Origin of the sequence: Phaeobacter sp. JH20_26 (assembly GCF_048056275.1) — a bacterium.
Lineage (GTDB): Bacteria > Pseudomonadota > Alphaproteobacteria > Rhodobacterales > Rhodobacteraceae > Phaeobacter > Phaeobacter bryozoorum.
Window position 1 is genome coordinate 141,681 of sequence record NZ_JAYMWL010000009.1, and the last position, 13,236, is coordinate 154,916.

Below are 13,236 nucleotides of genomic sequence, written 5' to 3' on the forward strand. Positions count from 1 at the left end.
CCCCCGCTCAGAACTTGAAAATGACTGATATGACGATGACCACCATCAGCAGCGTCGGGACCTCATTCATCATTCTATAGCTGCGACCGGTTCGGGTGTTCTGCCCGTTTGCGAAGTCCCGGTGACGGAACAACAGCCAGTGATGGAACCAGGTCATCCCCAGAACGCTCAGGCCCTTGCTCCAGGGCCAGATAGCGCTCCAGTCCACCAACCCCGGCGTAAACACCATTACGAGGCCTGCTGCCCAGCTGACGTACATGGCGGGCCGCATGATGATACGAAGCAGCTTCTCCTCCATCATGACAAAAATCGGAAGGCTCTCTGGCACCTTCTCCGCCTGTTCCACGTGATAGACAAAAAGACGCGGTAGATAGAAGAGACCAGCCATCCAGCTGATCACGGCCATGATGTGCAGCGATTTGGCGTAGGGGTAAATTTCAAACAGTAGATCGCTCAGATCCATGGTCGGCCTCTCGGTTCCCTCTCTCCCCTTAAAATATAAGTATTTTAAAAGGATGATGTTTTAGTAGTGCACCTGAAATACGGTGGATAACTGACTCATCCACTGGCTTATCCCTGCTCTGGATAACTTACCAGCTTTACCCCCAGCGACATGATGACTCTTGCCGGCAGGCCATAAAAACAACAGGAATACTGTGCCGGTAAGCTAAGTTTGATGTGGGGATAAGCTTGGGGTGAAACCGGAGCAACTGAGATATCCACGATTTGGAAGTTATCCCTATCCTCTCAGGGCGAATCTGCCGGCAAGCAAATGGGGATTTTGAGGTTCTCCACGGCTTGCGAAATGGCCGAAATTTCATACAAACCGTCCAAGGCCCATCACACTCTTGCCCACGGGGTTTTCCACATGTCTACCCACATCGTTCTGGCCTCTGGGTCACAAATTCGCGCCCAGCTCCTGCGACAGGCCGGCGTTCCTTTCGAGGTTGCCGCCGCCCGCATCGACGAGGAGGCCATCAAATCCGCGCTCCTGGCCGAGGAGGCAAAGCCGCGGGACATCGCCGATACGCTGGCAGAAGCGAAGGCGCGCAAAGTCAGTGCCAAGTATCCCGGGGCCCTTGTATTGGGCTGTGATCAGGTGCTCGAGTTTGATGGAAAATTGTTATCAAAACCAAAAGATTCGGATGAAGCTTTTGCGCAGCTGAAAATAATGCGGGGTCAGCGACATATGTTACTGTCCGCTGCGGTCATCTACCGCGATGGTCAACCGATGTGGCGGCATGTTGGGCAGGTGCGATTGCGGATGCGGTCCAGCTCGGATGCCTATCTTCGCGGTTATGTGGCGCGTAACTGGGACAGTATCCGCCATGCTGTTGGCGGATATAAACTTGAGGAAGAAGGGGTGCGGTTGTTCAGCACGATCGAAGGGGACTACTTCAATGTTCTTGGGTTACCCCTCCTCGAGCTGCTCAACTATTTGGCCCTGCAGGGAGTGATAGAACAATGAGCGACGCACGCATCCCTCTGGCTGGTGTGATTGGCAATCCAGTGGCGCATTCGCGGTCGCCACTGGTCCATGGCCATTGGCTTAGAACGCATGGCATTGCCGGTCACTATGTTCCGCTGCATGTTGAAGCCGATCAGCTGGAAACTGTTGTGCGCAGCCTGCCGATGATGGGATTTGTTGGGGCCAACGTCACAATTCCTCATAAAGAGAAAATCATGGATATCGCCGATCAGGTGACGGATCGTGCGACATTGATCGGCGCGGCCAATACGTTGATCTTCCGACCCGATGGGTCAATCCTGGCAGATAATACAGACGGATACGGCTTCATTACCAATCTGCATCAATCCGCTCCTGACTGGGATCCAGCATCAGGTCCGGCGGTCGTCTTTGGCGCTGGCGGCGCCAGCCGTGCCGTGATTGCCTCCCTGTTGGAAGCTGGCGTCCCCGAAATTCTGCTCAGCAATCGAACGCGGGAGCGGGCAGACCAGTTTCGCAGTGAGTTCGGATCGCGGATCCAGGTGGTGGATTGGGTGCAGGTTGGCAACGTCGTCGAACAGGCCGCGCTGCTCGTGAATACGACCTCACTGGGAATGATTGGAAAGCCGCGCCTGCGGGTGCCGCTGGATGGCCTGCGCCCCGGCACGGTTGTGACCGATCTGGTCTATACTCCGCTGAAGACGGAAATGCTGCAATGGGCTGAGGATATCGGCTGTACCACGGTAGATGGTTTGGGGATGCTGTTGCATCAGGCTGTACCAGGGTTCGAACGGTGGTTTGGCAAACGACCGGAGGTCGATGAAGCCACACGTGAGGCCGCGTTGGCATGAGCTTTGCACTGGGGCTAACCGGATCCATCGGAATGGGAAAGAGCGCAACCGCGCAGATCTTTGCCGATGAAGGATGTGCGGTCTGGGATGCCGACGCAGCCGTTCATCGCCTATACGATGCAGATGGAGCTGCGGTTGCGCCGATTGGCGCGCTGTTCCCGACGGCCATCGCCGGCGGGCGGGTGGACCGGGCACGTCTGCGTGAGATCATCGCCGGCGATGCAAGCGCCCTGCCCCGCATCGAAGCAATCGTGCATCCGCTTGTCGCCGCTGACCGCGAGGCTTTCAGAGCATCGTCGTCGCATGATGTTCTGGTCTTCGATATTCCCCTGCTGTTTGAAACCGGGGGTGACGCAGGTATGGATGCGGTGGCCTGCGTGTGGATCGACGCTGAGACGCAGCGCAGCCGGGTCATGGAGCGCGGCACAATGTCGGTTGAGCAATTTGAACAGATCCTTCAGAAACAAATGCCGATAGAGGAAAAGAAAGCGCGGTCGGATTTTCTGATCCAGACCGATACGCCCGACCATGCGCGCGATCAGGTGCGCGCCATCCTCGCCCAGATCAGAAAGCAGGTTGCAGATGCGTGAAATCGTCCTTGATACCGAGACAACAGGATTTGATCCGTTTTCTGGCGACCGCATCGTCGAGATCGGTGCGGTTGAGTTGCTCAATCACATGCCAACGGGCGAAACCTTTCATGTCTATATCAACCCCGAACGTTCCATGCCGCAGGACGCGTTCAAGGTGCACGGCATCGGGCCGGATCTTCTTGAACCGCCACAACAACCCGGCCCCGGTGCGGTGACATTGCGCGACAAACCGGTATTTTCGAAAGTCGGGCAGAAATTTCTGGATTTCGTGCGGGATTCCAAAATGGTCATCCACAACGCCGCATTCGACATGAAATTCCTGAATGCCGAGCTGGACTGGATGGGCCTGCCAAAACTGCCGATGGATCAGGCAATTGACACGCTTGCCATAGCGCGCAAGCGCTTTCCTGGGTCGCCGGCGACACTGGATGCGCTCTGCCGTCGGTTCAATATCGACAACAGCAATCGTACGTTGCATGGCGCGCTGCTCGACTCCGAGATTCTGGCAGATGTCTATCTTGAACTGATTGGTGGTCGGCAGCCCGATTTCGGCCTTTCAGCATCAAGCGATAAGGCGCGCAGCGGGACTGTGATAACAGAGGACTGGCGCCCTACGGCAAGGCCGACACCCCTGCCCGCACGACTTACCGCAGAAGAACAGGAGGCGCATGACGCGTTTGTTGCGAAGATGGGTGACGGAGCACTGTGGAACAGCTCCGGCAGCTGACCCCCCGCGCCCGCGCGACTGCCAGCCAAAAAACGCCGCGGTTTCCCAGCGGCGTTTTTTGTCAGCGGGCCAAGGACGCCGCTGTATGATGCTTACTGCGGTTTGTCGGCGGCAGCTGCGTCGGCCTGACGACGTGCCAACTCGTTGCGATAGATCGCGACGAAGTCGATATTGTCGAGGTTCAGCGGCGGGAAACCACCGTCGCGGGTCACGTCAGAGACGATGCGGCGCAGAAACGGGAACAACATGCGGGGGCATTCGATCAGCAGGAACGGATGCAGCTGGTCTTCCGGCACGCCGACAATGTTGAAGATGCCGACATATTCCAGTTCCAGAACGAACAGGACAGCATTGCCCTCCTTGTCCTTGGATTCGATGTTCAGCTTGGTCATGACTTCATACTGATTTTCGGCCTGACGCTTCTTTGCATCAAGCGCAACCTGTACGCTCACATCGGGCTTAGCGTCGGCGCCGACGCCTTTTTGCGCCATGACGTTTTCAAACGACATATCGCGGATGAATTGACCCAGGATATTCATCTGGACTTGCGGCTGCTGCACGCCTTCTGTTGCGCCGTTTTCGGCCATGAAGCTACTCCTAAACTATGTTTCGCCTGTGCTTAGCAGCTTGGCGCACGTATCTCAACGGGGTGTCACGCGAGCCGCTTACCTCTTGTCATCGACCCAACCGGATGGGCCATTGCGCGGTCTATCCCGAGTGACGTCCTCGTAGTCGCCGTCAATGATATCGCCGGGCCGACCGGAGGAGTGACCGCCGGGGTAATTGCGCCCCTGCATGCTCCCAGGACCCATTTGGAACCGTGCAACTGTCACTTTGGAACGCAGGTACCGGTAGACGGCCATACGGATTTGCGGGACAAGCAATGCAAAGCCGACTGCATCAGTGAAAAATCCAGGTGTCAGCAACAGCGCGCCGGCAACGAGGATCATCGCACCATGCGCGAGAGGTTCCGTGGGGTCATTCAACCGTTCAAAAGACGTGCGCAATTGGCCCAATGCCAGCCTACCCTGCGTTCGCACCAGCCAGGTTCCCAAAACCGCTGTCAGGACCACAATGGCCAGCGTGGGCCACAGGCCAATCGCGCCACCGACCTGAATAAAAAGTGCGATTTCGATGATCGGAACCATCAGGAAGGCCAGAAAAAGATACATGCGGGGTTTCCTCAGAACTTGCGCGGGACGGTGGACTTGCGCCGACCCGTCACCTACATAAGGTTGGAACGCTTTAGTTTCAAACGAAGCATGAACATCTACCGTAGAGGTTGTTATGGAGTCGCCCGTGATTCAGCTGTTGGTTTTGGCCGGTATTGCCGTGTTTTTGATCCTGCGCCTGAAGAGCGTTCTTGGCACCCGTGAAGGGTTCGAAAAGCCGGCCCTGCCTCAGTCAGATCGCCAGAGCCGCCGTCCCGAGCTCGAGGTAATCGAAGGTGGGCCGGACCATGACATCATTGACTATGTCCCTGAGGATAGTTCGCAGGCCAAAGACCTTGCCGCAATGAAGAAAGCCGAACCCTCCTTTGAGGTACGGGATTTTGTGCAGGGCGCTCGCGGTGCCTACGAGATGATCCTGATGGCGTTTGAACGAGGGGATCTGGACGAAATCGAACCGTTCCTCGCGCCCGATGTCTTTGAGAGCTTTGTCACCGCTGTTTCGCACCGCGAAGATCAAGGTCTGACTATCGAGGCGGAATTTGTCGGCGTGCGTGAAACGACCTTGACCGATACTAGCTTTGATCCGGCTACAGGCAATGCAGAAATCACCATGAGGTTTGTCGCGGAACTGACCTCCGTCGTGCGGGACCGTGGCGGTGATATCGTCGAGGGCGATCCCAAGGCCCTGAAACGCCAGAAGGACACCTGGGTCTTTGGCCGCACCATGGGCAGTGCGGATCCGAACTGGCATCTGGTCGCCACGGACGCATGATGCACGGGCTCCGGCGGGCACTCTGTGCGCTGGCCCTTGGGGCTGGCGCATATTTGTTCCCGCAGGGCGGGCAGGCAGAAACGACCTATACAATGTTGTCCTTTGCTCAGCTTGAAGGCTGGGCGGAGGACGATCATCAGGAGGCGCTCGGCGCCTTCCTGCAGACCTGCCGGGATCTGGACGATCCGGATTGGCGCGCGCTTTGTGCGCTTGCGCGTGAACAGGATCCGCAATCTGCGCGTGGGTTCTTTCAGCTGCTTTTTCGCCCTGTCCTGATCGAGGATGGCACGCCGGCGTTGTTTACCGGTTACTTCGAACCTGAGCTGTCAGGCGCGCGCAGGCCCAGCTCCCGGTATCGGTATCCGGTCTACCGGCAGCCGCCGGAGGCGCGCAACTCCAGCCAATGGCTGACACGGCGCGAACTTCTGACAAGCGGCATCATGGAAGGGCGCGGGCTGGAGATCGCCTGGGTCGATGATCCGGTCGAGCTGTTTTTTCTTCAAATCCAAGGATCCGGCCGAATTCGCCTGTCGGATGGCTCCTCGATCCGGGTTGGCTATGGCGGCGCCAATGGTCATGAATATCGATCCATTGGCACCGAATTGGTTCGCCGTGGGATTTATAATATCCATCAGGTCAGCGCTGCGGTGATCAAACGCTGGGTGCGGCGCAATCCGCTCGCCGGCGAGGATTTGCTGATGCACAACCCCTCCTATGTGTTCTTCCGTGAGGTGAGCCGTATTCCAGCCTCTGCCGGCCCGCTGGGCGCGATGAACCGGTCGGTGACCACATTGCGCAGCCTGGCTGTTGATCCGAAATATACGCCACTGGGGGCACCGGTCTGGCTGGAAAAGGATGGTGCTAAACCTATGCGGCGCTTGATGATTGCGCAGGACACCGGCTCCGCCATAAAGGGCGCGCAGCGGGCCGATGTGTTCTTTGGCAGCGGGGATGAGGCGGGGATCGAAGCTGGCAAGCTACGCGATCCCGGTCGCATGGTGGTGCTGCTTCCGATCCAGCGAGCCTATGCGCTATTGCCGGGGGATTTCTGATGAGCCGCCGCAAACTGACCTCCGAAGAAATAGACCTCTGGCACCGGGTGGCGCGTCAGGCCGAGCGGCTGCACCCTAAAACACGTACTGCGCCAGCCACCGCTCCCCTGCCCAAGCCCAGGCCGAGCAAATCGCCTCTGCCACCGCAGGAGAGGTTCACGCCAGAGCTGTTTGAACTGGGTTCCAAAGCCATATCCCAGCCGACCAGACATGATCTTAAGCCCAGTGTGACAAGGGGGCTGATTTCTGCGCCGATGCAGATGGATGGCAAAGCCTACCGCAAGATGAAACGTGGCAAGCTGAAACCGGAGGGGAAGCTGGACTTGCATGGAATGCGGGTCGATGCAGCCCACCCTGCGCTGGTTCGGTTTGTCCTGTCAGCCCATTCTGCGGGCAAGCGGCTGGTTCTGGTGATCACCGGAAAAGGCAAAGATCGAGATGAACCCGGACCGATGCCTGTTCCGCGTGGCGTCCTGCGTCATCAGGTACCGCAGTGGCTGTCACTGCCGCCACTGTCGCAGGTCGTACTTCAGGTGACGCCGGCCCATGTCAGCCATGGTGGTGGCGGTGCCTATTACATCTATCTTCGGCGACATCGCTGATTGGTGGACTGCCTCAGCGATCCTCACCGCGATACACATTGGCCTGATAGTTTTCCGAAAGCGTGATTTCGACCGCGTTGTCTTCCTTTTCGACAACCAAACGACCGGGGAACAGCCGCTGAATCGACACGGCGTCACGGTCAAAGGCTGCTGCGGTCTGGCGGGCTGAATTCAAGATCGACAGCACTGCCGGCGAGGTCGCGGCTACGAAATGCCCGGATTCCGCCGTATCGGCATAGGCGGTGGTGTCGACCACTTCGATCGGCAGCTCAGAGACATCGTCCAGTGATTTCAGATTGCCAAGCCGACCGCGGTTATGTGTTCCGCGCAGTCGCTGCGACAGGTTCAATACGTTATCCTTGCGCGAAACCATGACGACGAAGGGCTGTGGCACCGGGTCAATGCGGCGCATCTGACTGCGGAAAACCTCAACGTCGAGATCCGGGGACATCAGGATCACCGCGCCGAGGTTCTTGCTGCTCCAGCCTGGTGTTTTGATTTCCATCTGGCGCATGGTTTCCATCACCAGCTGCGATCCCATAGAGTGGGCGACTAGAACGACGCGGTTTGACGCACCAGGCTTCAGATTGCGCAGGAGCTGCTCCAACCCGTCACGTGCAAACAACACGCTATCGCCATCATAGGCGTAGCCCAGCGGGTTTCCTTGGCTGGGCCAGGAATAGATGATCGTGGCGCCGGGGATATTGATATCATTGCTCAGCTGAGCAGCCCGGAACGCGGTTTCAGCCTGGGTGGAGTTGAACCCATGCACAAATACGGTGATATCACGCTCCCCAACCGGGTAGTTATCCAGCTCCCGCGAGACGCGATTGTTCAGTTCCGCCATATCGGCAACCTCTTCCCGGCCCGCCATGGTGAATTGCGTTTCGGGATCGGGTTCAGCATAGGCAAAATCCAGCTGTCCCGGTGAATGGTTCGGCGGGATTGAGACCGTCAGTTCCAGTAGGCGCAGCGTATCGGATCGCTCCGCGCCATAGGTTCCATTTGGAAGGGGCCGGCGTGTCGTTGCGCCAAAAATGGTCTTGGCTTTGCCGATTTCCAAGGCTTCCGGCACAGTTGGGGTAAAGGATCTGTCGGTGCAGCCTGCTGCCACGATCAGAACCATGCTGATGCTGAACAGGACTCGTGAAAAATTCATGCGAGGGGCCATCTATTAACAATAGCGGCAGGCTACTGGCGGCCTGCCGCTATGTCCACAGATCGGGCAGATGCCCTGACGACCGTTAGAGCACATAGCGGCTGACATCAGCCGATTTGGTCAATTCACCGAGGTTCTTGCGGACAAAAGCAGCATCTACAATGACCGTTTCACCCGACCGATCCGGCGCGCTGAAAGACAGCTCCTCAAAGACACGTTCGATCACGGTATAGAGTCGCCGCGCCCCGATGTTCTCGACCGTCTGATTCACCTCGGCCGCGATCTTGGCGAGTGATGCGATGCCATCGTCGGTGAAGCTCACGTTGACATCCTCTGTCCCCAGAAGCGCCGTATATTGCAGAGTGAGCGCATTGTCGGTTTCGGTCAGAATGCGGACGAAGTCTTTCTCGCTCAGGGCACGCAGGTTCACGCGGATTGGCAGTCGGCCCTGCAATTCTGGCAGCAGGTCGGAGGGTTTCGCGATGTGAAACGCACCGGAGGCAATGAACAGGATATGGTCGGTCTTCACCGGGCCATGTTTGGTCGAAACGATCGTTCCCTCGATCAGCGGTAGCAGGTCACGTTGCACACCTTCTCGGCTGACATCGCCGCCCCTCGCATCCTGACGTGCGCAGACCTTGTCGATCTCATCCAGGAAGACGATCCCGTTCTGTTCAACGGACTCCAACGCCGCCTTGGTGAGGGTTTCGTCGTCAAGCAGCTTGTCCGCTTCCTCACCAATCAGGATGTCGTAGCTGTCTGCGACGGTCATTTTCTTGCGGGTCGTCCGACCACCCATAGCTTTGCCGAACAGATCGCCAAGGTTCATCATCCCCATGTTGCCACCGGGCTGACCGGGGATTTCGAACATGGAACCCATCGGGTTCGAGCTGTCAGCGACATCCAATTCGATGACAGTATCGTCCAGCTCGCCGGCTTTAAGCTTTTTACGGAACATCTCGCGGGTGGCGTCGCGGGCATCCTCGCCGGCGATGGCCTGGATGACTCGCTCCTCCGCCGCTTGGCGGGCCTTGGCCTTGACGTCCTCACGCATGTGTTCGCGGGTCTGAACAATGGCGATATCCACCAGATCACGGATGATCTGCTCTACGTCGCGGCCGACGTAACCGACCTCGGTGAACTTTGTCGCCTCGACCTTGATAAACGGCGCGCGGGCCAGTTTGGCCAGACGACGGGAAATCTCCGTTTTGCCGACGCCGGTGGGCCCGATCATCAGGATGTTCTTGGGATAGACTTCATCCCGAAGATCATCGCCCAGCTGCTTGCGACGCCAGCGATTGCGCAGCGCGACGGCAACGGCACGCTTTGCATCGGTCTGGCCGATGATAAAGCGATCAAGTTCGGAAACGATTTCGCGAGGGGTGAGATCAGTCATGAGGGGTCCGTTTCAGTGGGCGGGCGGCAGCCGGTCAAGCGGCAGCACCCGTGAGAGGGGGGAAATCAGCAGGGCCCGGATCCGCGCCCAGAACGCGCCGAGGATCACCAGGAACAGGCCCAGCACGAGAATGGTGGTCGCAGCGCCATCGCCGTCAAACACTGTCGCCGCGAGGGTGACGCTATAGCCGATGGCCGCAATCAGAAATGAGCGCCGGTCAATGATGATCGCGACCACGGCAAATGCAAACAGCACTGCCATCAGCGCCAGATTGGCCTCGGAGGTGCCGCTGTTAAGCAGGCTGAGCGCGATCGTATTAACCAGCGCCGGCGCCGCAACAACATGCAGCCAGAAGCCCTGCGCAGAGCGTCGTGTGACCCGATGCGGGTCGCTCAGGTCAAACATCATCGCGACGGCAAACACAGCGAGACCAACCAGCAATGTCACCCAGGCAAACGGGCCTGACGCAGAAAGCAGGAAGAGATCGCCAATGCCCGTCAGGCTGCCCGACTGATTTGCGGCCAGCATTAGGGCCAGCGCAAAGACACCAAGAGCGATCAGAGCCATGGCAAAAGGGACCCGAAAGCGCAGCCAGTAGACCGCGATGGCAACCGTTGTCAGCCCGAGGGGCAAGGGCAGGCTGCCATAGTCACCTTGCATGACCATGAACACCTGCGAAAATTCAGCCGTAAGTCCGACGCCTGCATTCAGCGCCCAGAGGATCGACAGTGCAATCGCCGGCGCCACCATGCGACGACGACGGATGAAATATTCGCTCAGCAGCCAAAGCACGACCGCGCCGATGATGGAGGACATGGTGGCTTTCTCAACCAGCCCGCCCAACCCTTCGGCCATGGAGATACCGGTAACAGCGGCCCAGCCCGTCGACAGAATGATCAAACCGATCACGATGAAGATCTCATTGAACCCTTTGAACAGCTCAAACGGCTCATCGCCCGGTGCCAGATTTTCACGCGCACCGCGTCTGCTGTGGGCCAGCGCCATAAGCGAGGCGGCCTGCGCCTCGCTGAGAAGGCCGGCACCAACCGCAGCCCGAATGTCGTTTTGATCAATATGGCTCATATCAGTCCTTCTGGCTGATCCGTTCGACTGTCAGACGTCCATTGGTGTAAACGCAGATATCAGCCGCGATGGCCATTGCGTCACGGGCCACGGCTTCGGCGTTGCGGTCACTGTCCATCATGCCGCGGGCAGCGGCCAGCGCGAAATTTCCACCCGATCCGATGGCGGCAACATCATGTTCTGGCTCCAGCACATCCCCGGCGCCGGTGATCACAAACATATCTGCCCCGTCGGTCACGATCAGCATCGCTTCCAATTTCTGGAGATATTTGTCGGTGCGCCAGGCCTTGGCCAATTCCACGCTGGCACGTGCGAGTTGACCGGGGGTGGCCTCAAGCTTGGCTTCAAGCCGCTCAAGCAAGGTGAAGGCATCGGCAGTGGAGCCGGCAAAACCCGCGACGACATCGAAACCTCCTGGCGACAGGCGGCGGACCTTGCGCGCCGTTCCCTTGATCACGGTCTGCCCAAGGGAAACTTGCCCGTCGCCGGCAATGACGACCTCGCCATCCTTCTTCACGCCGATGATTGTCGTACCGTGCCAGCCCGGGAATTGATCGTCTGCCATCGTGTTCTCCTTGTTTCCAGGCCTATATGGGCACTGGTCTTTTGTACCTCAACCGGGTGCTATCCGCTGCGGGTGCCGGGGATCAAGCGAATAGGCGCCCTGCCCGCGCCCTGGCTATGATCTTCTTGCAACGACCGACCGGACGGTTTTCACAAGTGGTCATCTGATGATCATCGCAGAGCCGACAATTTGCGCCCTGATGCGGGTATTTTGTTCAGGTGAAATGGAACAGGTGTTCGTCACGACTGGAACGCGCTGGGAGAGTTGCCTTTATCTGTGCCAAGCGCCCGAAATTCATGCTATGCAAAAACTGCAATTCGGAGCTGTCGAACCGGCAATTGTGGGACTCGGCAGGCCACCCTACATGAGGCTCACAACCGACATGGTGTCGGCTGGTTCTCATAAGGAATGCGCAAATGGCTACCACCGCAAACATCCATGCGCCGCTCGGAGCAGTCACCGTACTCCGCCTGGTGGACGCAGTCTACAACGCCAAGTCTTCGATCGTGGCTTGGAAAGAAGCACGTGACACCCGCAAGGCTCTGTCCGCGCTGACCGATACGCAGCTGGAAGACATCGGTCTGACCCGCGCGGATATCGCAAAGATCTGAGGACGCTCATCCTCAGTCACAAAGATGATTTGGCCGCTCCTTCCAGGGCGGCTTTTTCTTTTGCGTAGGATCACTAGGCCATCAGGAGCGTAGCCGGTAGCGCCCTGCCTGATCCGGGAGCCAAGCCTCAATAGCGGCGGTTGCAATAACGTGTTTGCCGCCATCGGCATCATCAACCACATCCAGCCCTCCGTGTACGGCGCGCACTGTCGCACGCCCGCGGGGCAGATCGCCTGCCACCAGATCGCAATATACCTTATCCGGTTCCTGAACGCCGATGGTAACCTCGACACGCATTTCGGCATGATCAATGCCCAATTTGGCAAATAGCGTGATTGATGAGTGGTGCAGCGCGTCCTGCACGGCGCGCCGGGCGGCTTTGGTATAGTCCTGCCCGTAGAGATCGTTGCCGGTTCCCATCTCCAGAATAATGCGTTTCTCAGTCATGCAATCGGCTCCATATCAAATGAAACGATGATGGCGGCGTTGGCGATGACGGTCTGGCCGCCGCCCGGCTTGTCAATATCAAGCCCTCCCTCGCTCACGTGGATGTCTGGTGTACCATAAGGAAAGATCTCACAAAGCGCCGCCCGATCTACGGCCTCAGGGTTCTGCACGCCGATTTCAGCGCGGATTCGCATTGCTTCCTTAGGGAAATCGAATAGCTCCGCAACATTGACGGAGTTATGCCAGAGCGCGTCTCTGATTGCTCGTTTGGCGGCCTCGGTATAGTCATTTCGCCGCAGCGACGTGCCCATGCCAAATTCGACCAGTACCCGTGTTTCAGCCATGATGCGGCTCCTGTCCATTGGGTTGAAACCTAACCATAAAAAAGGCGCCCCGATGGGACGCCTCTGATCTCTTCGGCCTACCGGCGGTCTTAGATCGACTCGTCGATCCAGCTCTGCAAAGCAGCCTTGGGCGCTGCACCTGAGCGGTTGGACACGACCTGACCGTCCTTGAAGATGAACAGCGCAGGAATACCGCGCACGCCCATGGCCGCTGCGGAGTTCGGGTTGCTGTCTACATCGACCTTGGCGATCTTCACCTTGTCGCCATACTCAGCGGCCAGCTCTTCCAGAGCGGGGCCGATTTGTTTGCAGGGACCGCACCATTCGGCCCAGAAATCCACCACAACGGGGACTTCGGAATTTTTCACTTCGGCGTCAAAAGTGGCATCGGTTACGGCGACGGTGGACATGGGCA

At 58.1% G+C, this 13,236-nt stretch carries 18 protein-coding genes; 8 read left to right on the forward strand and 10 right to left on the reverse strand.

Features of this window, described 5'->3' with window-relative positions; translation table 11 throughout:
• Positions 1-7: 7 nt before the first annotated feature.
• Entirely contained in the window at positions 8-463 is a 456-nt protein-coding gene (locus VWY60_RS04050) for a CopD family protein (RefSeq protein WP_416538460.1), read from the reverse strand.
• Positions 464-868: 405 nt separating this feature from the next.
• Here VWY60_RS04050 and VWY60_RS04055 point away from each other — a divergent pair, with 405 nt between their 5' ends.
• From VWY60_RS04055 to dnaQ, 4 genes are read left to right on the forward strand one after another with little or no spacing between them, the layout of a single operon-like run.
• On the forward strand, positions 869-1,468 hold the full coding sequence (locus VWY60_RS04055) for a Maf family protein (protein ID WP_340547115.1): 600 nt from the start codon (positions 869-871) through the stop codon (positions 1,466-1,468).
• Entirely contained in the window at positions 1,465-2,298 is an 834-nt protein-coding gene (locus VWY60_RS04060; RefSeq protein WP_340547114.1) for a shikimate dehydrogenase, read from the forward strand. The genes VWY60_RS04055 and VWY60_RS04060 overlap by 4 nt, the downstream gene beginning before the upstream one ends.
• Entirely contained in the window at positions 2,295-2,888 is a 594-nt protein-coding gene (gene coaE, locus VWY60_RS04065; RefSeq protein ID WP_416539887.1) for a dephospho-CoA kinase, read from the forward strand. The genes VWY60_RS04060 and coaE overlap by 4 nt, the downstream gene beginning before the upstream one ends.
• Positions 2,881-3,618 (forward strand): DNA polymerase III subunit epsilon, encoded by a 738-nt coding sequence (gene dnaQ, locus VWY60_RS04070; RefSeq protein ID WP_340547112.1) that lies wholly within the window; start codon positions 2,881-2,883, stop codon positions 3,616-3,618. The genes coaE and dnaQ overlap by 8 nt, the downstream gene beginning before the upstream one ends.
• A 92-nt stretch (positions 3,619-3,710) precedes the next feature.
• On the opposite strand, the gene secB is transcribed toward dnaQ, so the two are convergent.
• On the reverse strand, positions 3,711-4,205 hold the full coding sequence (gene secB / locus VWY60_RS04075) for a protein-export chaperone SecB (RefSeq protein ID WP_340547111.1): 495 nt from the start codon (positions 4,203-4,205) through the stop codon (positions 3,711-3,713).
• Positions 4,206-4,283: 78 nt separating this feature from the next.
• Positions 4,284-4,790, reverse strand: a complete 507-nt coding sequence (locus tag VWY60_RS04080) for an FxsA family protein (protein ID WP_416539888.1) — start codon at positions 4,788-4,790, stop codon at positions 4,284-4,286.
• A gap of 115 nt (positions 4,791-4,905) precedes the next feature.
• Between VWY60_RS04080 and VWY60_RS04085 the strand changes: the two genes are divergently transcribed.
• Genes VWY60_RS04085 through VWY60_RS04095 form a run of 3 tightly spaced genes read left to right on the forward strand, consistent with a single transcriptional unit; the run spans position 4,906 to position 7,216 of the window.
• A complete protein-coding gene (locus VWY60_RS04085) occupies positions 4,906-5,562 on the forward strand; it encodes a Tim44/TimA family putative adaptor protein (protein ID WP_416534350.1) in 657 nt (218 codons plus the stop codon).
• Positions 5,559-6,614: a murein transglycosylase A gene (locus VWY60_RS04090; RefSeq protein ID WP_416538464.1), complete on the forward strand. Its 1,056-nt coding sequence runs from the start codon at positions 5,559-5,561 to the stop codon at positions 6,612-6,614. Before VWY60_RS04085 ends, VWY60_RS04090 begins: the two co-directional genes overlap by 4 nt.
• Positions 6,614-7,216 carry a Smr/MutS family protein gene (locus tag VWY60_RS04095; protein ID WP_416534352.1) on the forward strand — a complete coding sequence of 201 codons (603 nt, stop codon included), beginning with the start codon at positions 6,614-6,616 and terminating at the stop codon, positions 7,214-7,216. The genes VWY60_RS04090 and VWY60_RS04095 overlap by 1 nt, the downstream gene beginning before the upstream one ends.
• Positions 7,217-7,229: 13 nt before the next feature.
• Here VWY60_RS04095 and VWY60_RS04100 read toward each other — a convergent pair whose 3' ends face one another.
• The 4 genes from VWY60_RS04100 to hslV form a co-directional block, all read right to left on the reverse strand.
• Positions 7,230-8,375, reverse strand: a complete 1,146-nt coding sequence (locus tag VWY60_RS04100; protein ID WP_416539889.1) for an alpha/beta hydrolase — start codon at positions 8,373-8,375, stop codon at positions 7,230-7,232.
• An 85-nt stretch (positions 8,376-8,460) separates the two neighbouring features.
• A complete protein-coding gene (gene hslU / locus VWY60_RS04105) occupies positions 8,461-9,771 on the reverse strand; it encodes an ATP-dependent protease ATPase subunit HslU (RefSeq protein WP_416539890.1) in 1,311 nt (436 codons plus the stop codon).
• A 12-nt stretch (positions 9,772-9,783) separates the two neighbouring features.
• Positions 9,784-10,854, reverse strand: coding sequence for a hypothetical protein (locus VWY60_RS04110; RefSeq protein ID WP_416539891.1), 1,071 nt, complete (start codon positions 10,852-10,854; stop codon positions 9,784-9,786).
• Between the two features lies 1 nt (position 10,855).
• Entirely contained in the window at positions 10,856-11,419 is a 564-nt protein-coding gene (gene hslV, locus VWY60_RS04115) for an ATP-dependent protease subunit HslV (protein WP_416539892.1), read from the reverse strand.
• Between the two features lie 416 nt (positions 11,420-11,835).
• On the opposite strand from hslV, the gene VWY60_RS04120 reads away from it, so the two are divergent.
• Positions 11,836-12,030 carry a DUF1127 domain-containing protein gene (locus VWY60_RS04120; RefSeq protein ID WP_340547102.1) on the forward strand — a complete coding sequence of 65 codons (195 nt, stop codon included), beginning with the start codon at positions 11,836-11,838 and terminating at the stop codon, positions 12,028-12,030.
• 81 nt (positions 12,031-12,111) lie between these two features.
• Here the strand turns inward: VWY60_RS04120 and VWY60_RS04125 are convergent, their stop codons facing one another.
• The 3 genes from VWY60_RS04125 to trxA form a co-directional block, all read right to left on the reverse strand.
• Positions 12,112-12,477, reverse strand: a complete 366-nt coding sequence (locus VWY60_RS04125; protein WP_416539893.1) for a Lin0512 family protein — start codon at positions 12,475-12,477, stop codon at positions 12,112-12,114.
• Positions 12,474-12,821 (reverse strand): Lin0512 family protein, encoded by a 348-nt coding sequence (locus VWY60_RS04130; protein ID WP_340547100.1) that lies wholly within the window; start codon positions 12,819-12,821, stop codon positions 12,474-12,476. The genes VWY60_RS04125 and VWY60_RS04130 overlap by 4 nt, the downstream gene beginning before the upstream one ends.
• 89 nt (positions 12,822-12,910) lie before the next feature.
• Positions 12,911-13,231 (reverse strand): thioredoxin, encoded by a 321-nt coding sequence (gene trxA, locus VWY60_RS04135; RefSeq protein ID WP_340547099.1) that lies wholly within the window; start codon positions 13,229-13,231, stop codon positions 12,911-12,913.
• Positions 13,232-13,236 lie beyond the last annotated feature (5 nt).